Below are 23,081 nucleotides of genomic sequence, written 5' to 3' on the forward strand. Positions count from 1 at the left end.
CGATGCACCCGGCCTTCGTTGCAACTGGTACGTACTTTTCAGAAACATAATATCCAGCGCAAAAAATAGCTATATTAACCCCAGCAAAGTCATAGCCTTCAAGGCATGAAACAGTCAATTCTTCATCACAAAAACTTACCTTTTTTCCTTCTGATTTCTTAGACGCAAATGCAATAACAAAATCTATTGAAAATTTTTTTTTGTCCTGAAACTCAGCTAGTATACTTAGTACCTCACGTCCTACTCTTCCGGTTGCTCCAACAACAGCAATCTTATGTTTCATACAGATAAACCTCTAACTTTAAATGCATATTACATTCTTACTAATAAAGTTTACAATCATTTTAATACCTTTACCTTGAAACTAATTGTAACTTAGTTATTATTACACAATAAAGCAAGAGATGAGTAAAGGATATAATGAAACTAAGGTAAAATCTGTATCAGCTATATCTCAAAAAACTAAAAAAATTAATGAATCAACAATCCAAAACGCTCTTTAAAAATTATTAAAACACAGCTTGCAAAAATAGAACAACAACCTTCAAAAACCAAGAGGCTTCTCAAAATCAATACCAGCAATAAGAAAGTTTTTAGCAAAAATTTCTACACCTAAAAGAAAAACATATAAACTAAGATTACAAACAGATCACTTCAGTAAAGCAAAAAATGAGACTCACATAAATAATAAATATATAGAAGAAGCAGGCAGAACAAGCTTAAGAAGAGTAATGCCAAACAAGTGGACAAAGAAGAAAAAAACATGAATATCGATCATTTAAAGTTCTAGCTATCAAATTGTGCAGAAACTTTGCGATACCAAAATAAGTAAAGAGGTATACCACTTACAGTAAATAAGCTTGAGATTAGCAAAGTGTTCACAGGAATCTCATGTATCACCCAACAACAAAAAGTTGTTGCTACAATGCCGATTAAAAGTTTGTAATAATTTCTTTTCTCTATAATAATCTTTAGAAAAGCAAGGCTGCATGTAAGGTAAACAAGTAAAAACAAAACTACAAAAAAATCAATAATTGATGTAATTTGCTTAGCAAAATCGTTGCTTAAAGTAAGAATTAGCAAAATTGCAGTTCCAACTGAACTAATTATTACTGCCAAAAAAGGAGAACCATGCTTATTCTTTTTAGCAAAAAACTGTGGCATAAGTTTATCTTCTGCAAGACCAAAAGCAACTTGTCCACTGGATAAAACCCATGCGTTTAAACTGCCGACACAGAAAATAAATGCAATTACAGAAATAATCAAATGCCAATTACCAGAAAACATAATTTTTATTGCATCAGCATACGGTACTTTTGAATTTGCTAAATCATTGCCATTAATTAATCCCATAATTGTAAAACAATTAATAAAATATATAATAGCAACACAGATTATACCAAGTACTACAGCTTTTGGTATGGTTTTAGCTGGATTATCTACTGATCCTGCAGTGCTGTTGCCAATTCAACTCCAATAAAACACCATAAAGTCAGGAGTGTAGAACGTATAAGAATTCGTGATATCGTAAGATTTGAGATTTTTTCACTTATTATAAAGTTGTTTCTATCGAAAAAAAACAACGCTACCACAGGTATTGCAAGCAACACAGAAACTTTTATAACTGTAATCAGGAGCTCAACACATCCAGCAGTAGTTATTTCCCTTAAGTTCACTAACGTAATAATTGCAAGTAATAGTAACTCTAAAAGCAAACGTATATTTTGAATATCCTCATAAAAAAGTGGTATAAGATAACCGACACCTACAATTACTAGAGCTGTTATACTAACCCAGGAGATTAACCAATAAGTCCAACCAACAAAAAATGCTACTGTGGGACTAAAAACATGTTTTGCATAAACGTGAGGACCTCCAGTCTCTGGAAACTTTGTACATAGTGTAGTAAAAATACTAAAGCGAGAGAGACAGCACCAGCTCATGATATTAGCCAACTTATGAGGCTATAAATACCGTATGGTGGAATGCTAATCGGAAGAATAAAAACTCCAGAACCAATCTGGCTACTAATAACTAAAGCAAAAACAGTTAAGAAACCTATTTTATTTGACACAATACTTCTTCGTTCCATTAGAAAAAATGGTCACCTTATAGACTTGCGGTACCAAAATAAATAAATAAGTGTGCCACTTAAGGGGAATAAATTTGACATTAACAATGTACTGATAGGAATTTCATATATTATCCAACAACAAAAAAGTATAGTCACGCCTCCAATCAGTAACTTGTAATATATTTTCTCTTGCATAGCAACCTTAAGAAAGGCAAAACTAGATATCAAGTAGATAAATAAGAACGAAACCATAGAGATATCAATTATTGAAGTTACTTGCTCAGCAAAATTTTTGTTTGATGTTAGAACAAGCAAAACTAGTACTCCTAAAGTACTGAGTATTATTCCATAAAAAGGAGCATTGTGCTTGTTTCTTTTAGCAAAGAGCTTTGGCATTAACTTATCTTTTGCAAGACCTAAGACAACTTGTCCATCAGTCAAGAACGAAGCATTTAAGTTACTTACAGAAACAATAAAAGCAACAACAGAAGCTATTACATGCCAATTACCTGGAAACATAATTTTTACTGCATCAACGTATGGTGCCCTTGAATCAGCTAGTTCACTACCACTTATTAGTCCCATAATTGCAAAATTATTAATAAAATATATAATAGCAACACAGATTGTACCAAGTACTATGGCTCTTGGTATCGTCTTAGCTGGATTATCAACAGATCCTGCAGATGCTGTTGCTGATTCAAGTCCAATGAAACACCAGAGAGCAAGAAGTGTAGAATGAGCAAGAATCTGCGATGTTGTAAAATTTGATATCTCCTCACTTATTATAAAGTTATTTCTATCAAAAAAAAACAACGCTACCACAGGTATTACAAGCAGCGCAACAATTTTAATGACGGTTAATAAAAGTTCAACACGTCTAGCAGTATTTACCCCTCTCAAGTTTATTAGCATAATAGCTAAAACTAATGCCATCTCTAAAAGCAAACGTATATTTTGTATATTATTATGAAAAAGAGGAGCTAGATAACCGACACTTGCAATTGTTACAGCTGTTGAACTCATCCATAAGCTTATCCAATACGTCCAACCAACAAAAAAAGCCACTGTAGAACCAAAGGCATGTTTTACATAAACGTGAGGACCACCAGTTCTTGGAAATTTTGCACAGAGCAAAGCAAAAACCAAAGCAAGAGATATAGCGCCAAATCCTGATATCATCAAGCTTATAGGACTATACATGCCATATGGAGCTAGGCTAATTGGAAGCATGAAAATTCCCGAGCCAATTTGACTACTGACGACTAAGGCAAAAACAGCCAAAAAACCCATTTTATCTGACACAATGTTTTCTGATTTTAGTAAATAGATTAACAATTTCTGCCATTCGTGCAAGTCATTCTGTTGCTCAGTAGCTGGTTCATGTTTAGGCTTTTTTATCAAAAAATCAAACTCAGCAAAAAATTTATTTGCAAGCAGCGCAAAAGTGCACACTTAATTTCATCTTCATACAGGAAATCTTATTGTTTAGGATTCTAGATACTTAACTTTTGCTCTTCAACTAAGAACACCTGACTATCAATAACTTTTACACTTATCACAATAATCAGAGTTTAGTAAGCAAGATGTACTTTATATTAAATCTAATATTTTAAACTAAACACTTTCAGTAATACCACCTGACATAATTGAAACCTTCAAACAAACTCTCCTCCCTCTCGCAGTACACAGATCTAACAAGAGGTTTGTGTGACGTAAGATAAATTATCTAGATCATTAACCTTTAAATCGGGTACATCTTCTATGGTTTGCACTAAAGCAATAGGATTTTTACTCTTCCTCTAATTTCCTTAGCCTTTGGGTAAGTTTCATGCCTAATCAGAATTAATTCTTTACATTATCCTCATACCTTTTTGCCTCTTTGTGCATTTTATTAACTAGGAGACATGTTGCATCAATCACTTAAATACCCTTTTTTTTCGCCTCCTCTTCTACATTTTTTGCACTCAGTATGCACTGAAAATCAATATTCTACTATATTTATCAATATCCTCAACACTATTTACAAAAACTACTGTCTCTTAAAAAGTTCTTCACTATATATTTGTTTAAACAATTTAATGTAGAACATAAACTCGGCGCTCATTTTTATTTTTTTTAAAAACAATAGCCTAATATAGCTACAGCTCTTTTAACTTCTGCATAAAACCCGCGCGGTTCAGATAAAATAATTTTCACTTTTTCCAAATTAGATTGGTATGCAAGCAAACATTGCTTAAAAATAAGCTTCGCTCATCATATCTTATAGTACCATTATTTATATTTTATATAATAGTCATTTTTCACATATTTTCTTTGACGTTTAATCAGTTTGACACTACAGAAGATTTAAGAAAGAGCACTCCCCAAAACGAACAGATAGACCAACATTCTGGATAGAAATAGAGTAGTAATAACAACAACCATATCAACAACGTCATTCATTATATATACCANAGTAAAAAAGAAAACCAGAGATTATAATAATACAACTGTATTCTATTTTAAATGGCCTTGAATATGAAAGTTTGTACAAAATACTTACTTCGAAAAAAAATTTACCTAGATAAAAAGGTACTTAATCTCAAAGAAGGTATTGATAACAAAAAATACCGGTGTGCACTGAATAAATTTTTATGAGAACGTAAAACGTATATACCCTCATAGTAAATTTGTTTTCACACGTGCTTGACTATACTAAACATAGATGATAAAAACATTGCCAGAATTAAAGCATATGTAAATAAAGCTAGATCGCAGTGCCTACCAGAGTTATAAAATAGCTGTAACCCCTACGCATATTGTATAAACTGTAGCTACAGTAGAGATAACAATGGGATATTTCACAACGTAATTTTAATATTGAATAAAGGAAAAGTATTAGAGAACAGACTATTACGAGAAGCTACTTCTAGTAGTAAGATAAGAAAATTACTAAGTACAACAGTAACAGATTAGAACAGACAGAAAAGCAAACATAAAAGTATATTTGATAAAAGGTAAGATTGATCAGCAGAAAAACAAAGTAAACATAACAAAGATGCAAATATAGCATCATCTATAAAAGAGTTAACTATACTTGACTCAAGGTACACAGTACCAATTTTCATTAATGAGCTTCATAATATACACACATCGGAGTAATGACCGCTTGCACATGTAGCTAAAAATACTATAAATAAAATAGCACCTATATTTAAATGTCACACCTGAGATGTAAACTGTATTTTCTTTATCAAAAAATTAAGTCTATAATCTTGTTTATCCTTATCGATACAAAGAAATCCATCCTCTGTTATTTTGCAGTTTTCAGGAGCAATATCTAAATTGATTTTTTTACCACTTTCGTCCATACTAAAACGAACTCTTGGCTCAGAAAAGTTAATTACATCAACTCCAACTTTCCTTGTTGCCTTTCCATCTAGAGAAATCAAATCAAACTCCCAAATATTATTTGGGTCTATATTTCCCGTATAATAATTACACTTACCGCTCGTACAGTATGAACTTTCAACTACATAACCTTCACTAGGAACATCCACAAGAAAATCCCACAAATCACCTGACATATAGACCACCTTTACACTTACTATTTAAAAAAACTATGCATATTTTAATTACATTTAGCTATAATACACCCCAAAGCACAAAATTCAACAACTAGTTGTTGCGTAAGAAATCTAAGCAGCTACTTAATTCCTTTTGTTAACTTTTTTACCATACCATCAATCATGTGCTTTATTCCTTGATATACAGAATACGTACCTTCGTCACTACGTATATAAGCAGAGCAGGAAAATACATTATGCTCTTCATCTTCTATTGATAATTCTGTATCACACTTTATATGCTCCCCACCTAGCTTTTCTATCAATTTCTCCCTGTCATCTCCTATTGTTACCTTAATTCTATTCTTTTCCTTACCAATCCTACTACTTAAAATAAAAACAATTATTGCTGGAGATATACATATTGCTCCTATTGGTTTTTTTGCAATAAAAAACTCAGAAACTAATCTTTCAAATTCAGGTAGTACTGTTACCGCATCTCTGTTTTCACCCAAATTAGACAAATTCCTCGCAACCCCATATCCACCAGGTACAACTAACATGTCAAAATCTTCAGCTTTTGCTTCTTTTAGGTCATATATTTCACCTCTCGTGATTCTTGCTGCTTCTACAAGTACATTCCTTTTTTCTTTCACTGCTTCTTTTGCTTTATGGTCCATGACCTGTGTAACATCAATATCAGGCGCAAAACATTTAACCTCAACTTCCTGTTGATCAAGAACCAGCAGACTTAAGACACCTTCCCTTATTTCAGTGCCGTCAAGGTGACCACACCCTGACAAAATTACAGCAGCTTTTAATTTTTTCTCACTCATAGAATACCTTATCTCTATATAATCTATGGTATTGTAATACAAATTCTATATTTGGAAAGAGGTAATTATTTTATATTAACTCAAATATAATTGATAATCATTATGTATAATTAGTTATATTTATAACTAACAGAAACTAAATACGGTACAAGGTGGCATAACAGATACTGGCAACAATAAGTACTTTACCCAAGATTTAATTAAACTTATTTAAGAAAATAACAATTTAAAAGAAGCAACAAAAAAACTTCTGAATAGAATACAGACCTAAAAGATTTAGCTTTAACTAAAGCGAAAGATATAATTAATTTATTAAGCAATAATAAAAGTGATGGGTTCTTAAAAACTATATTAGAAGAACCATCAGAAAAAGAAAAACTCAAAAAACTAGCTAAATAAGTTGATAAAGATTGGACAATGATAGAAAAATTCAAAATTTTAAAGTATAACCGATGATTGTTAATTCAAAAAAACTATGGAGAAAGCAGCATGAAGCAGCATTTATAACACTAATAAGTACATTAATAGTTTATTAGCAATAAGAAAAAAATAACTGATGTATTACTTAGATAGTGAAGCATACAGTATTTAGCAAGATTGTTTTAACAATAGCACTATAGAACTGTATTGGGTTAGTTACATATAAACATAAAGACGAAATAAAAGAAGAAGCAATTAACAGAGGAAAAGAAACTAAACATTTTATAGAGAAAATATACTTGATAAAATCCCTAAAGCTGAAACTTAAAAAAGAAAGAATTATTTTGATCAATTATATAAAAATGCGTAATCAGAATGGTAAGAATAATAGACATGTTTCAAATAAAAAGCAACAGTTAATTATAAAATGGGCTAACAAAGGATGAAACTATTCAAAGTTCTTCAGAAAAGCTCATGAAAAAGAACACTAGTACTCACAGAAAAGATATAGAAATACTCAAGAAGTCTATGAACAAATTTTAATCTGCAATTATGCCACTGATAAAAATAAACCAAAAAAGTAGAAGAAAAGGCTAACGAAAAAGTGAAATAAAGTGCATCGAAATTTTCTTAAGTAGGTATCCAAGTTCCGAGAAAGTATAGAGATATAGCGAAAAGCATCAGCCTTAAATAACCTTGTTACGTAAGCTATTAAAATGCAATTTTTTTGAAAAAAGTTGCTCTATTTCCTACCTAGCATGTCTATTAAATCAGATTCTTTGAGTTTACTGTGATCAATTTTACCAAATTTATTAACTATTGCGTTTATTTGATCATATTGCTTAATCAAAAGATTGATGTCCATTACATTCGTTCCAGAACCTTTGGCAATTCTAAGTCTTCTCTTACCATTTAAAATATCTGGATCTCGCTTTTCTTTTTTAGTCATCGAATTTATAATAGCTATGTATTTTTTCACTCTGCCATCATCTGGTATTCCACTGCCTAATTTTTTTGTGAACGAGCTTGGGATGAATCTCATTATATTGCTGATACCATCCATTTTTTTTAGGGTTTTTAGCATCCTTATTAAGTCATTTAAGTCAAATCTACCTTTTTTTATTTTCTCTTGCAGTTTATTAATTTCTTCTTGACCAACTATCTCAGCAGCTCTTTCAACCAACGAAACAACGTCACCCATGTCAAGTATTCTTCTTGCTATTCTATCGGGATAAAAGTCGTCAAGGTCGCTTAATTTTTCACCACAAGCAATAAACTTAATTGGGCAATTAGTTATCATTCTCATAGAAAGGGCGGCACCACCACGAGCATCACCATCAACACGTGTAAGAACAATACCAGTTACACCTATTTTTTCATTGAATGATTTGACAATATTCACTGCATCTTGGCCAATCATTGCGTCAGCTACTAAAATAACTTCTGTAGGTGAAGTTATTTCCTTTATAGCTTTCAACTCATTCATCATACTGTTGTCGATATGAAGCCTACCTGCAGTGTCTAGTATCAACACATCATAATTATCGTTTTTTGCCGCCGCCAGTGCTCTTTTTGTAATTGCAATAGGCCCCTCACCCACTACTATAGGTAAAGTTTGTACGTCTATTTGTTTTCCAAGCACTTCAAGCTGTTTCTGAGCAGCAGGCCTGTAAACATCTAAAGAAACAAGCATTATTTTTTTCTTCTGTCTTTTTAGCTTTAAAGCGAGCTTTCCTGAAGTAGTTGTCTTACCTGCACCCTGTAAACCTACTATCATGATCACAGCAGGAGGCTTAACTGCTAGATTTAATTCGCTTTTCTTTGATCCAAGAATTGCAACCAAATTATCTTTCACAATTTTAATTATCATTTGCACTGGAGAAATACTTTTTATGACTTGCTCCCCTACTACTTTATCTTTAATATCACTAATAAATCTTTTGACAACTTCAAGAGAAACATCAGCTTCAATTAGGGCTATGCGTACCTCACGCATAGCAAGATTAAAATCATCCTCAGAAATGATTGATTTCCCTTTAAGCTTGTTAAATACAGAATTCAAATTTTCAGTTAATGATTTAAACATAATAGCATTAGTAGAACACTCATTAAAAAAAGAGAAAAAGCAGAAACAAAACTCACTGAGTTATAATTTAGCACTTCTTCGAGTTTAGTAGCACTATTAAAGCATAAACCAATAAGTGAATCAGTCAAGTTTTGCAGCATGCTAGCAGATGTTTTCTTTACTTTAAAAACTAATTTATTAAGCAATAGAACAATATAGGGCATAAGAGCTCTGAAAGTCCAATCAACATCCATTTTAAAATTCATTCTTGGCAAAAAGAACTTATGCAAAGGAATAAACAACAAGGTGGTATATAATAGCAAATTAAATTGCGACCAAATATTCTCTGTGTTATATACAAAGTTAAAGATCAAAGATTTATTGTAAATAGGTAAGTAAGGATTACCAGTGATTACACACATAANCGCTAAAACAGTCATTGCTATTTTACTATCCCTTTTCCCCGAAAGTTTCAACTTGCTTTTAGCAATAAATGTATAATAGAGAAACTTGAGTCCTACACTTAAATAAAGTGATAAATTTAGAGCTTTGTACAAATTTTTGTACAACTCTAAACCAGTACCATTCATTTCAATTTCAGCTACAATACATGACTTACTAATAAACCCAGCAGTTCCAGGAAATCCAGCCATTGTAAGTACCGCAATTAAAGAACACATACTTTCGGCTGATATAAGTCTGCTCAACCCACTGAAACTAACCATTTTTGTTTGTGAAATAACTGAATTAGCAACTACAAATAGTAATGACTGGTAACCAAGAGAGAAGATTATGTGCAGCGTTAAAATTGGTACTGCTTTTTCCGAAGAGCTAAGCAAGCTTCCTGCAATAATAAGCAAACCCATCTGCCCTATAACACCGTAACATAAAAATCTACGGATATTTTGTTCGAGAGAGGCAAATATAATGCTATAAATTACAGTTATAGAACCCAAAAACGCTAAAGTTTCAGTATGCATGATACAAGTGTGTAAAAGCATAGTTAAAAAAGAAACTTTAGTGGTAAATAAAGAAAGATATGCAGTACCATGTAACGATGCAGCAGGGTATGCATCAACAACCCAAAACGAGAAAGGGAAACAAGCACAATTTATTAGTAAACCTATTATTACTAGATTAGAATTTTGAATTGCCAATCCTGCTGTTAACATAACTCCAGCAAAAAAGTGTATACAAGCATATCTTACCGCAGGCCCATTATCTTTACTACCAGCAATAATAAAAGATCCACTAATGGCCATTAATTCACAAAATATGATAACCAATATTACCTGCTTAGATAATATTACACACAATGAACTAACAGTGTAAGCAAATGAAGATAGCATCTCTGAAAAGCTCAAGTTATTTGCTGGTAGAACAACTAGAAATGCAGTTAACAAAAAAGATATTAATATGACGCGAAAAGATAAATTAAAATTCAGAACTGGATGAGACCAGTTTAATGTTGCACCCAACCTTTCAGGTAGCATTAATACTATACTTATTAATATAGCTAGAAGAAGTAACAGTGAAAGTTTATAAAACTGCACAATGATCTAAGCTAACATGGTTTATTATATCTAAATGAATAGACAAAAATCAATCTTTATGCAATCGCCTTTTAACTATTAATTAAACTAACTATCATATAATCATATTAGAGTTATGGAAAAACCGGTCAGATTAGATCTAATCTGACCGGCAGTTTTAACAGTGAGGTAAGCTTCACTATAACATGTTCACTCTATAGTACTATACTCATGCGTAATTCATTTTAAATTTATGCACGAGAATTAGTAAATTATTTACTTTTTAAAACAAAGTTTAGTATTACCCTTTTATCACTAGCGTAAAGTCAACTATTTTCTTAATTTTACGTTATCTATATTAAAATGGTTATTGCAACATAAAGTTGCTAATAATACACGTATGCTAGAATAATAGGTGAAGAAGTACTGAGTAATAGCAGTCTGATAATTGTGCATTCTAACTAGCACTAGAATGAAGAAAACTGCACAGCAATGTTGATATTCTTCTATGTCATGTTCTAAGGGACCATACAGAATACTGACGGTTTCCTTACATTTTCACCGTCAACCCAAACAGATAATCACATTACACTCATCTAGCACACTTAATACCCTACTATGAAAAAATAGCCTTACTATAAGTCTTCCACATAACAACGTTTACGCAGTCAACATTTATCAACGCCAGAAAGAAAATTTCCTTTTTTGCACTACTCTCAGCTATGAGATCTATTCTATTACCTTCTTTATCTTTTGCTAAAAACGCACTATTACCCTTGCTTAGTAATATTGTTACTTTAGAAAGATAAGTACTAAGTAATATGCCACAATATTATCTTAATAAAAAGATTATCATAACATAAATTTATTAATAAATAACACACATCACAGTACAATTAATGTTAGATAGATCTAATAAATTTCAGTAGGACACCCAGTTGGACCCATAAGAACTATTTGTTCACCTTCTTTGAGATATTTACATAAACTAGTGGAACCACCGATTTCATGAACAATCGTAGAAATAATTCCCTTTTTCTTATCTACTTCAGTGCCAGTTACAGCTATGCCTTCCATAGCAAGGTTAGTTTTCCTACTATTGGTTTCAAAGTTCTGCAACCTAAAGAACTGTCCAGGTTGAAAATTTTTTGCAGCAAGAGGTGCTTTGATCACTATTTCCAGCACTTTATTAGTTAAATATTGAACTTTTATAACCCTTGCAGTAAATTGCTCTTTGATCTTGTTGAAAAATTCTTCGTGAGCTTGGTCTCCAAATTTTTTCTGAATCTCAGTACCTGTCATTTGGATGATACCTTTTTTTGTAAGAGTTACTCTTACATTACAACATTCATACAATCGTGTACACGAAGCTGAAACCTGAGTTAAAGGAGCATCAACTCCACTCAAAAGATGAGAAATAATAGGATAACCGTTCTTAACACTTGCCATAGCTTTTACAACACTACCTCTATACGAAGGGTGAAGATCACCAAAGAAACTAATCGTTTTACCACCTTGATTATATACTAATATTCTATCTTTATCTTGCATCTTAGGAGAAAATATTTGATCTACTTCTTTCCCTGATGAATTTAGATGAGTAAAATACCCATTGCTCAATTTAAAGTTTTTTTTATCTTCTTCTGCAAGAACTATATTTGGTTCAGTACCTGCTGCTATAAAGATAGAGCGCGCTTTTATATGCTTAATTTCTCCAGATTTTATATCTCTCAGTCTTATCGACTCTGCATGATTATATTTATCTGTTACAATTTCAACCGGCTCTAGATTCTCAACAAAGTAAACCCCTTCTAATAATGCATTTTGCACTTCCTTACTATTTAGTCGATAACTTGGCGAATCTTTCAGATGTTTTCTATATATAATTTTTACTCCCCCAAAGTTCTGCATTAACTCTAATATTTTTGCTTCCCTATTTTCTTTTTTTGCTAATTTTTGCTCTTTTCGAATCAATTGTGCATGCGATATAAACTCATCTGCGATTTCATATTCCTCTTCTGTCCAGTCCCTTTCAATGTAGTTTTTTCCGTATTTATCAACCAATGTTTCATAGCGAAGAAGAAACTTTTCTATTTGAACTGGATAATATGATAAAGCTTCAGTGGCAGTATCAATTGCAGTGAGTCCTGCACCTATAACAACTATCGGCATACGAACTTGCAGGTTCGCTATAGAATCAAATTTAAGGGCACCAGTAAGCTGTAATGACATTAGAAAATCTGATGCCATGCGTACTCCACGAGCTAATACATTTTTTACTTTAATCATTCTTGGCTTACCAGAGCCAAGCGCTAGTGCAATGTGATCAAACCCTAAATTGAATGCGTCATCAACAGTTACTGTACCACCAAAGCGAATACCTCCATAAATGGCAAAATTCTTATGTCTTTCCAACAATAGTCTGATAACCTTTAAGTAATTCTTATTCCACCGAGAAGTAATACCATATTCTGCTACTCCACCAAACCCACCGGCAGAACGCTTACTTAATTTTTCATGTTTAAAATCTTTAATCAGCTCAAAACTATCCATCAAAGGTTCAATCTTTAATCCATCAATAGCAATAACGTTATGCCCATCGTTTAACAAATGATGAGCTAAACTAAATCCTGCAGGACCAAGACCCACAACTAGAATGTTTTTGCTAGTGTTTTCTTTTGGTAGTGGCCGCTGAAAATTTAAAGGATTCCAACGACTAAATAAAGAATATATTTCAAAACCAAATGTTAAACTAAGCACGTCATCCAAAATTTTCGTCTCGATCATCGGTACGTCTACAGGTTCTTGCTTTTCTTGATATATGCATGAATTTGTACAGTCATTGCATATTCTATATCCAGTAGCCGCACATAGTGGATTATCTATCATTACAATTGCAAGGCTAGCTATACTGTACCCCTTGCTTTTTACCAGATTCATTTCTGATATTTTCTGCTCCAGTGGACAACCGTGTAGTTCGACTTTAAGTGGAGAAGCTTTGAATGTCTTATCATCATTAGTTAACCCCTTAGAGCAGCTATCTTTATTCTGCTTATGACAAAATATGCAATAGTGAGCATTATCTAATCCCTTGCTCAAGTCTACCTTTTCACTTGTTAGGTCAAAACCATATCGTCTTTTTATTTTTTTTGAATACAGCACCTCAACTTCTTCTACTTTCTTTTTAGAAAATGATACAAGATTTTCGTAGTCAGTTTTTCTATGAATACTAAAAAGTATACTCTGTTTATTTTTCACTCTCCACGCTGCATATTGTGCCGCAAGTTCTATTTCTTTTTCATGATTTTCTCTATCTTTTAACCAGAATATCACCTGTTCGGCAAAGTTTTTCTCTGTTATCGGTAAAGTGAAAAAGCGATTTAGTTCACTAGTAACATAATCAATGTCAATACTCGCTATATCAGCATATCTATTCAATGCATAACGCTGAACAAATGATCTTTTACATTTATATATTACATTAAAGTCATCATGCTTTTTTCTCAGCTCTTCTATTTCTTTCTCGATGTTAAAAAGCTTTGTGATAAATTCATCAAGTAAATATGAAAGGTCTATAATTAGTTGACTATCAGTCATTTGTATAGTTGATACTAGTTGTCTCTTAGCTTCTAGTGTCAAGGAACACTGGGATGACACTGGAGAGTTAGCTGAAATCAATCTGAGTGACTTCGAAGAAGAAGCTATTTTTTTTCTCGCTTCAATCAATGAAAAAAATAAATTTTCATTGCATGATTTGATGTAATCTAAAAATGTTTTATCTAATTTTATTAATCCATCGCGGGTATATAAATTTGAAAACGAAATGTTAAAATTTAGCTGCATTGCTATATTATGCAGTGTATACACTGTTTTTTACAGACGAAAATTTTATATACTCTGCAACATAGCTAAAATTATTGCTTCTGCAACCTTTTTTTCACTAACATATGCAGCACACTCAAATTTACACGCATTTAAACGTGCATTTTTAATAGTAGCCTGAAGAATCAATATATCTCCTGGAGTAACTGGCTTCCTAAATTTTGCATTTTCAATGGACATAAAGTAAACAACTTTATTTTTCACTGTGCTTCGACTTTCTTTACTCAAAACACATATTGCAGATGCTTGAGCTAGAGATTCAACTATCAAGACTCCTGGCATTATTGGATAACCAGGAAAGTGACCAACAAAAAATGGCTCATTGAAAGTTACATTTTTGATCGCTTTTATACTTTTACCAGGATTACACTCTATCACCTTATCTACTAAGAGAAATGGATAAGAATGTGGCAGTATTTTTATAATATCACTAATATTAAACTGCATGGTACCTGAAAGCAAGCTTAGTTAACGCCTTTCAAAGTAAACTCGCGCATTTCCTTGTTTATGTTTTTTAATAATACATCTGATAAATCAACTCTATCCATAGAGTATAAAATTTGGTTTTTCTTTGGGAGAAAGAATACCAAATCTATGCTGTTTTTTTCTGCAGTTTTTCTAGCAACTTCTTTCATCTTATTAAAAATATCCTCTACTGCATCTCTATAGCTCTCTTCTAAATGTGACATTTTTTTAGCGTAATTATCTCTAGCGCTTACAGCATGCTTGTTAAATTGATCGGCTTTTTCCTTTCTTGCTTCCTCTGATAGAAGTTCAAATTCTTCTTTTGAGGATTTAAATTTTTCTAGCTCACTCTCAAACTCTTGCTGCAGTTTAGAGCTTTGCTTTTTTATTTGTTGTTGTATATTTTGTAGAGCAAGAGATTCATTGATAACTTTATCACTATCAACAATCACAATTTTTGCATTGAATGCATTCTGAGGTTGCTGTTTCACAGCTTTATAACTTGCAAACAATGAAATAACTAAGGCAATAACTGATATAAGCAATTGTGTGTACTTCACTTAAACTCCCGCTTCAATAGAAAACTTAATATTTGACGATGGTATTATATCATATGGCTCTTTAACTAGAGGAAAACCAAAATCTAATCTAAATCTACCACCAAAAGGAGAAGGCATTGAAAAACCAAAACCAGGTGATATCCTCACAAGCTTGCTGTCATAATAGTCCTTCTCATACCCAGATTCCTTACTTTTATCATCTAGGCCAAAAAGCGTTGCGTAGTCAACAAATAATGACCCTTTAATAGCAATATAATTATATAATTTTAGTAGTGGAAAATCCACTTGCTGTGTTAAATTGAAATAAGTTTTACCTCCTAAGCTTTCATTTTTATCTTTTGTCCTTGGTCCAATACCAGAAAGGTCAAATCCTCTAATTTCATTACCACCTTTAAAAAAGTGCTGGCCAATACTTAGCTTTTTAGCAGCATAAGAAAAAACATGACCTGCAGCCATTTTAAAGCGTAGTATTGTATCATCATCAATATTCCTTAATATAGGATGTATATAAAAAGACAAAAACTCAGATTTGAGGAAATTTACATTCCCTCCTAGCCCTGAAATATCCTGGCTTAAGCTTAATAAATACCCATCTCTTGGAGAGTAGAGGTTATCCAGCTTACTATAAGCTAATGTGTACCCCAATGATGAAATGTGATGCTCGCCTTCTCGGTCCAGTATTATTTTAGAAATACCGCTATTATCTTTTCCACCCTTATTATTCATCCGTATATGGTTATATTTATAATAATAGCGGAGGAAATTAGTTAAGTTTTCTGTGACTTTATATGATAACTTTGCAAAAAAACCCATATCACAACTATTGAAAGTAGTGTTTGGTTTATCTTGCTTTTCATAAAATATACCTACACCCAGTGATGTATCAGAGTCGTTAAAGTTGCTTTCGATAACTTCTAAATCAGTTGAAAATAAATATTGGCCTTTCTCAAGGGCAAAAGAGAGTTCTTTTCCACCACCAAACAAATTACGGTCTTTAAAATCAGTTTTTAAAAATGCTCCGCCAGGGAAAGACATTCCTCCTCCTAAGTATAACAAAGTAGTATTTTTTTCTTTAACATTTAAGTCGAGATTCACCGCATTATCGTTAATCGCGTAGCTATCTATTTTTACTGTCTCAAAAAAATCACTACTAACCAGTTTTCTATATGACTTTTGAATTTCAGATGTATTATATGCATCACCTTCCGCTATACTAAGCTTACTTCTGATTACTTGATCTAAAGTGCGGTCATTACCACTAATTATGATTCGATTCACATAAATCTTTTTACCTGGCAGCACTTTGTAAGTTACATCTATAACATTACCACGCTGTGTATATTCTGGATTAACCTCTGCAAATATGTACCCTCTCTCACTTAAGTATTTGTTTATCTTCTCTACTACACTATTAACTTTAATCTTATCAAAGACTTTGTTATCTTCTTTAGTTATCAGCCCTAATAGTTCCTCTTTTATGATCGAGTCTTGGATTCTAGCTTTAATATTAATTTTGTTGCTTCCAAACAAGTACTGCTCTCCTTCATCGATCAAAAAAGTTAAAACAACTTGATCATTGTTATCGATCTCAATAATTGGCTGTATATTATTTTTAATATAGCCTTTAGAGGAATAAAAACTATTGAGCAACTCTTCATTGATCAGCAAATATTGTGGTGAATAATGATTTTTACCTTTAAAAAAGACCATAAATAACTTACTAAATACATCATCACTTTGCATTTTAACAGCTTGCTTCAATTCATTCTCAGAGAAGTTTTTATTACCTATAAATCTTATATCCCTAATTCTAGATGTTTTACCCTCTTTTATTTTAAAAACTAAACTCACTCTATTACCATCAAGCTTGTTTAGTTCATACTCAATTTTAGCACCAATCTTACCACTATTTCTATAAGTTGTGGCTAAGTTCAATAGATCATTTTGTAGCTTTGTTTCAGCAAAAATGGTCAAAGGTTTTGACTGAATTACATTATTTAGCAGTTCTTTGCTTTTAAATAGCTTATTACCCTTTAATGTTATCCTATTGATCAGTGGATTTTCTTGGACTTTTATTACTAAATTCTTTTCATCATCAATGTAAGCGTTAACACCAGCGAACAACTTTGTTCTATATAAATCTTTTATAATTGAGTCTAAGCTATTATCATTCACATAACTACCAGGCTCTAATTTTGTATAAAACCTTATTGTTTGATTACCAACTCGCTTATTACCAATACATTTGATATCATTTATTTTAGTTTTGTTATCGTTTTCTAAAGCAACGAGCAGAACAGGAACAAAAATAAAAATTACTATTAGCATGCAAAACAGCCTTTTCATGTTTATCTTAAAAAAGATGCCTTATATCATTCGATATTGCAATTACCATCAGCAAAAATAATATGGTAGCACCAAAAGTAGCTGCATATTTGTGATACCTCGGACTTAAATCTCTACGTATAATTGCCTCTATAATATAATTAAATAAGTGTCCACCATCCAGTAGTGGAATTGGTAGCAAATTAACTGCAGCTAAAGTAGCTGAAAGGACCGCCATAAAATATAAAACCATAACAAACCCCTTTTTAGTTGATTGTACTGAGTACTTCGCAATTTTTATTGGTCCACCTATTTCATTTATACTTCTCTTACCAATAACAATTTGAAAAAGAGCTTTAATTGTCAAGTACATAACGTGGTAAGTTTCACTTACTGATAGACTCACAGCTCCAAGAAAAGATGACCGTTTTAGCCCAGCTATGTTAACTGAAGTAATTCCTATAGTCTTTCTTTTTATTTCATCACCAAAAACATCTTTATCCTCAGTTATTAATGGAGTTAGGGTAGTTTTATGTCCCTTGTTGTTTCGACTATATCTAATTTCCACTTTGGCTTCTGGGCTTAACATCATCACACGTGAAATATCCTCAAAATACTTTATTCCATATTCATTAATCTGTGTAATAATATCACCTGGCAATAAACCAGCTTGATCTGCTACGCTACCCTCGATTATACTCCCAATCACTGGTGGAGTGCGATAATAGCCTGTTACACTAAAAAATATCGTAAAAGCTATAACAGCTAGTATCATGTTTGCAAGTGGCCCTGCAAAAACTATTGCTGTTTTCTTATATCGTGGTTTTGTATGAAGCGAATATAACCTTTCTTCCTCAGTTAGCTCTTGTTGACTAACTGGAACGCTTGCTGTATTATTATCTCCTAGCATTTTAACATACCCACCCAGTGGGATGGCACTTAATTTCCATCTAGTTCCAAACTTATTATAAAAACCAAAAACTTCAGGGCCAAAGCCTATGGAAAAAGATTCAACCTTAACTTTACACGCTTTAGCGATAATATAGTGCCCATACTCATGCACAAATATTATAACAGAGATAATTAAAGAAAATGACACAAAATAATATATTACATCACTAAATTGATGAATAAGATTAGAAACTAACTCCACTTGTATCTCAAATCTTGAACAAAACATTAAGTATATTAAAACGTGCTCGCTTGACAAGCATTTAATTTTACCTTTAAATCAAGGAAAGTTTAATACCAATGACGGATATCTCTTTATTAAGAAGAAAATTGATGTATAGAAGCTGGCACAGAGGGTGCAAAGAAACTGATATACTCTTGGGGTATTTTGCACTGAAGCATCTTGATAAATTTTCCCTAAACGAACTCATTGAATATGAGAAGATAGTTGATCTTGATGACTATGAATTATATTATTGTATGACTCGTAAAGTAGACTTCCCTTCTAATGTAAGCAGTAAGATAATGAATTTAATTATTTATTTTATTGAAGCTAATCCCCTATGCGTTTAATGATCTTATCTAACCTATTTAATACTTCAGTATATCCTGTTTTTTTTTCATTTTTGTGCTTTTCACGCTATCGATTCTTCTCTTCACTTCATAAGATCATAAGATATTTTGTATGTACTATTCGTATAACTACTCCTAATACTTACATATAATACTAAAAATCTCTAGCAATAACTTAATCATCATTTTTATTCTATTAACAATAGAAACTCTTCTCACTTATCAAGTTAAACAACTTTTTACTGCTAAGAAAATATATTTTGAGATATTGATTTTTTGTAAACTTCTATGCACCAAATGGTTTACCTTTTTTGACTTATAACTCCTAATTAAAAAAATAAATACCATAATTTCAATTCTACTATGGAACTTAAAAGTACCTCAAAAATCTATTAACTGTGTAAGCCTTGATGACTATCTCATCCAGGAAAGAATATATCTTTGCCATCTTTATTATTAGATTAGATTTCGTTACCATTTATATAAAGCTAAAACTCTAATTACTTAGCAGATAGTATTATATTATAGGCTTCAACGCCCAACACTTCCACTTCTATTTCTTCTGACATAGAAAATTTTTTATTTTCTGGTAGATGCTCTTGATTTATTAAGAGAGTTACATCATTCTCAACTTTAACAACTAGCCCGCTATCTTCCCTCTTACTCACAATAGCCTGCATTTTGCCACCTACCTTTACTTTTTTTATTAATTCTATAAGAGGATCATGCTCTATTTGCTTTATACCAAGGTAAATTCTTGCTCGATTTACATTAGCCCTTATTACTTTTGCTTCTATTATATCACCAACACTATACTTTTTTATTTGATCTAAACCATTCTTAGACCAACTTATATCCTGTGCATAAATTGTCCCTTCCACATTTTCATCTATTTCATAATCATCAAAGGTAATAGATATATACAATCCAGTATTATTCTTAATCTTACCAGAAACAATAGAGCCAGGAGGGTATTTGTCAATAAATACTTGCCAAGGGTTACTTACACACCTTTTAATACTCAAACTCATTCTATTTTTAACAGTGTCAATACTGAGAATCTTAACAAACACTTCCTGTCCTCTGGCTACAAGATTACTAACTGGTAAATTATTCTTAACCCAAGTTATTTCTGACGAGTGTACTAAACCTTCAATTCCAGGCTTAAGTTCAACAAATATTCCATAATCTTCTATACTTGTTATATGACCTTTATACACACTACCAACTGGATATCTTAACTCTATATCATGCCAAGGGTTATCCTCTAATTGCTTTATACCTAGAGAAACTTTCGCATTTTCTTTATCTATTTTTATAACTTTGACTTTTATAGTCTGACCACAGGTAAAAACTGCAGATGGATGGCTCACTCTGCTCCAAGAAATATCTGTAATATGTAATAACCCATCCACAACCCCAACTACGTCTGACTCATGAATACCAACAAATACACCGTAATGAGTAATGCTTTTTATTTTTCCTTCTATTATATCACCTTCGTTTAAGGATTCTAAAAATTTAATTTTTTCACCAGCATGCAATTTTTCTAATACCAGCTTTCTTGACACTACAATGTTACCCTGTTTCTTATCAACTTTAAGCACAATAAATTTTTGTTCAGTATCAATAAGATGCTTAACATCTTTCGTTTGCTTTAAGTCCACATGGCTCATCGGTAAAAAAGCACTTATTCCATCGCCAAGATCAACAATAAAGCCGCATTTAATTGAACGTTTAATAATTCCACTTACCTCAGTTTGTGTAGCTGCATCTTCTTCCAATTTATGCCATTTTTCATCTCTAATTGCTTTCTCACGACTAAGAGCTACGTTACCATAATAATCTTCGATTCTTTCTACATACACCCTAATTTTAGAACCAACACCAACCTCATCCCTACAACCGAGTTCTTTAATTGAAATTCTCCCATCAGACTTTAAGCCAACGTCAACTACAACGTCGTTAGGATTTATTTGTGTAACTACACCTTCTACTACATCTCCTTCTTTAACTTTCTTGACAAAAAAATCTTCAAATAAAATATTACCTTGATCTTCAAACTGACTTTGACACACCTCTTCTACGAACCTGTTTGACGATAGTTTTTTAATACTAGTTAATAGATTTATAGCTGGATCATTATTATTCATACCTTTTCATTTAAATTTAATTAGAAATAATATACTATATAATATTAATAATTAGTTACAAGCAGTTTTTTATTAACTCATTAATGTATTGTAAAGGATTACCTGAGCTATACAAGATACAACTAGTTAAATAAGATACTACAGTAGCTTGCGATACACCCAAATAATATTTTGATGTGGAGGCAAGCGGGATTGAACCGCTGACCTTCTGCGTGCAAAACAGACGCTCTACCCAGCTGAGCTATGCCCCCAGTTGTCTATGAGAATAAACTAACCTATACTCTAGAGTACAAGAAGTGCTAAGCTATTGTCAAGAAGCTACATTATAGTACATGTATTATGTATGAAAATTTTAGTTTGATTAAAATAGACAAAAGATGTATTGATGTTTGGTATAGCTAAAAAATGAAGCGATCCCGTAGCTCAGACGGTAGAGCAACTGACTTTTAATCAGTAGGTCGCGCGTTCAATCCGCGCCGGGATCATCAGATATATCTTATAGGCTTTCTTCTATGGAAGTTTTAGTATAACTAGCATATATAAATTACTTATAATCATTAGCTTTGCTTTTAATTATTTATCTTAAAATTTTCACTTTCTTCTTAGGAATCTGTTAATTTTGAGTATTTTTCTCAAAAAGGTGAATATTTTTTTATAATTTTGAAAAAGTAAATAAGTTAATAAAATGAATTTTTGTAGCGCCAAAGAGGACCTATTTCCTGCATGATATAATTGACTTAACTAAGTTAGTAACGCAACAATATGTTATTTTCTTATAGAACTAATATTTTTATTACAGTATGACAAAAATCACCGAATATAAACAGTTATCAGAAACTTTACATACAACAAGCACTAAAAATTATCTAAACAAAAGCAACATGATTGAAAAATTAGAAGTTAAAAATAGAATGCTAAAACATATATGAGAAATTAGAGAAGAGCAAATTTGATAATCAATACATATGGTCTTCCGATATATCTGACTTAACAGATGATCAAAAGGAGTTGAGTAAGGAATTACTAGGGATTTTTAGAAATCTAAAGATCTTGCCTACAGAGATCATGAAGGCCACATTTTAAAAATTGAATAATTCTTTATGTGAGAACAAAAATAATTAAGATCTGTAAAATCCTTAAATTTCAAAGAGAAGAATCTAAGTTAATAATACTATATGTAATACCAGGTATAGATTAGTTTATGAAGTAAGAGAATGTACAAGTTCACCTATGGAAACATGTGCTAATCCTAACATAGAGGAAGAGATTGATACAGGAAAAACACCTTTGCGTCATGCTGTTCGTTCCGGTTGTGATAATATTATAGATTACTCTTCTAAGTAAAGAGTTTTTAATACATCTGACAGAAACAGGAAAATTTACTAGATGTTATAAATTCACCAACCATAACTACTACACGTTGAAGTGCACTTTTCAAGTAAGGAGCAAGAGAATTTAATGGAAGAATTATGTAATACATTAACAGATTCTAATAAATTGAAAGAGTTGTTGAACAAAAATAAGAATAATCAGGATCCTAAAAAAGGGTTTAGCTTTTTAGAGCATAAAGAAAAATCAAAGGTTCGTTAACATTCTATAGAAGTTTTGTGCAATAATCGAACCATTTGCAAAAGAACAGAGAGCTTATTATTAGATGTTGGATCAACATAATAAAAAGGATTAGATAAAAGAGATTA

General features: G+C 31.9%; 12 protein-coding genes, 2 tRNA genes and 3 pseudogenes. 2 read left to right on the top strand and 15 right to left on the bottom strand.

Features of this window, described 5'->3' with window-relative positions; translation table 11 throughout:
• The 13 genes and pseudogenes from HSX44_RS03590 to rseP all read right to left on the bottom strand — a co-directional run.
• Positions 1–283: pseudogene (locus HSX44_RS03590) on the bottom strand (aspartate-semialdehyde dehydrogenase); the annotation flags it as partial.
• A 503-nt stretch (positions 284–786) separates the two neighbouring features.
• Positions 787–2,074: pseudogene (locus tag HSX44_RS03595) on the bottom strand (APC family permease).
• A gap of 30 nt (positions 2,075–2,104) precedes the next feature.
• Positions 2,105–3,379: an APC family permease gene (locus tag HSX44_RS03600; RefSeq protein WP_275602436.1), complete on the bottom strand. Its 1,275-nt coding sequence runs from the start codon at positions 3,377–3,379 to the stop codon at positions 2,105–2,107.
• A gap of 395 nt (positions 3,380–3,774) precedes the next feature.
• Positions 3,775–4,273 (bottom strand): annotated as a pseudogene (locus tag HSX44_RS03605) (4-hydroxy-3-methylbut-2-enyl diphosphate reductase); the annotation flags it as partial.
• 1,004 nt (positions 4,274–5,277) lie between these two features.
• Positions 5,278–5,643: a hypothetical protein gene (locus tag HSX44_RS03610; RefSeq protein ID WP_275602339.1), complete on the bottom strand. Its 366-nt coding sequence runs from the start codon at positions 5,641–5,643 to the stop codon at positions 5,278–5,280.
• A 119-nt stretch (positions 5,644–5,762) separates the two neighbouring features.
• Positions 5,763–6,458: an isoprenoid biosynthesis glyoxalase ElbB gene (elbB, locus tag HSX44_RS03615; RefSeq protein WP_275602340.1), complete on the bottom strand. Its 696-nt coding sequence runs from the start codon at positions 6,456–6,458 to the stop codon at positions 5,763–5,765.
• Between the two features lie 1,162 nt (positions 6,459–7,620).
• Positions 7,621–8,964 (bottom strand): signal recognition particle protein, encoded by a 1,344-nt coding sequence (gene ffh, locus HSX44_RS03620; protein WP_275602341.1) that lies wholly within the window; start codon positions 8,962–8,964, stop codon positions 7,621–7,623.
• Positions 8,949–10,496 carry a proton-conducting transporter transmembrane domain-containing protein gene (locus tag HSX44_RS03625; protein WP_275602342.1) on the bottom strand — a complete coding sequence of 516 codons (1,548 nt, stop codon included), beginning with the start codon at positions 10,494–10,496 and terminating at the stop codon, positions 8,949–8,951. The genes ffh and HSX44_RS03625 overlap by 16 nt, the downstream gene beginning before the upstream one ends.
• 891 nt (positions 10,497–11,387) lie before the next feature.
• Entirely contained in the window at positions 11,388–14,318 is a 2,931-nt protein-coding gene (locus HSX44_RS03630; RefSeq protein ID WP_275602343.1) for an FAD-dependent oxidoreductase, read from the bottom strand.
• Positions 14,319–14,363: 45 nt separating this feature from the next.
• Positions 14,364–14,804, bottom strand: a complete 441-nt coding sequence (fabZ, locus tag HSX44_RS03635; protein WP_275602344.1) for a 3-hydroxyacyl-ACP dehydratase FabZ — start codon at positions 14,802–14,804, stop codon at positions 14,364–14,366.
• A 17-nt stretch (positions 14,805–14,821) separates the two neighbouring features.
• Positions 14,822–15,382 (bottom strand): OmpH/Skp family outer membrane protein, encoded by a 561-nt coding sequence (locus tag HSX44_RS03640; protein WP_275602345.1) that lies wholly within the window; start codon positions 15,380–15,382, stop codon positions 14,822–14,824.
• Positions 15,383–17,728: an outer membrane protein assembly factor BamA gene (bamA, locus tag HSX44_RS03645; RefSeq protein WP_338063358.1), complete on the bottom strand. Its 2,346-nt coding sequence runs from the start codon at positions 17,726–17,728 to the stop codon at positions 15,383–15,385.
• Positions 17,729–17,735: 7 nt separating this feature from the next.
• The gene (gene rseP / locus HSX44_RS03650; protein ID WP_275602347.1) at positions 17,736–18,860 is read right to left on the bottom strand and encodes an RIP metalloprotease RseP; all 1,125 of its coding nucleotides are present in this window, start codon (positions 18,858–18,860) and stop codon (positions 17,736–17,738) included.
• A gap of 98 nt (positions 18,861–18,958) precedes the next feature.
• Here rseP and HSX44_RS03655 point away from each other — a divergent pair, with 98 nt between their 5' ends.
• A complete protein-coding gene (locus tag HSX44_RS03655) occupies positions 18,959–19,231 on the top strand; it encodes a succinate dehydrogenase assembly factor 2 (protein ID WP_275602348.1) in 273 nt (90 codons plus the stop codon).
• Positions 19,232–19,731: 500 nt separating this feature from the next.
• Here the strand turns inward: HSX44_RS03655 and HSX44_RS03660 are convergent, their stop codons facing one another.
• Together HSX44_RS03660 and HSX44_RS03665 are read right to left on the bottom strand one after the other, a co-directional pair.
• The gene (locus HSX44_RS03660) at positions 19,732–21,384 is read right to left on the bottom strand and encodes a 30S ribosomal protein S1 (RefSeq protein ID WP_275602349.1); all 1,653 of its coding nucleotides are present in this window, start codon (positions 21,382–21,384) and stop codon (positions 19,732–19,734) included.
• Positions 21,385–21,561: 177 nt separating this feature from the next.
• A tRNA-Ala gene (locus HSX44_RS03665) sits at positions 21,562–21,635 on the bottom strand.
• 161 nt (positions 21,636–21,796) lie between these two features.
• Between HSX44_RS03665 and HSX44_RS03670 the strand changes: the two genes are divergently transcribed.
• Positions 21,797–21,869, top strand: a tRNA-Lys gene (locus HSX44_RS03670).
• Positions 21,870–23,081 lie beyond the last annotated feature (1,212 nt).

Origin of the sequence: Wolbachia endosymbiont of Onchocerca gibsoni, from assembly GCF_029169405.1 — a bacterium.
Taxonomy (GTDB): Bacteria; Pseudomonadota; Alphaproteobacteria; order Rickettsiales; family Anaplasmataceae; genus Wolbachia.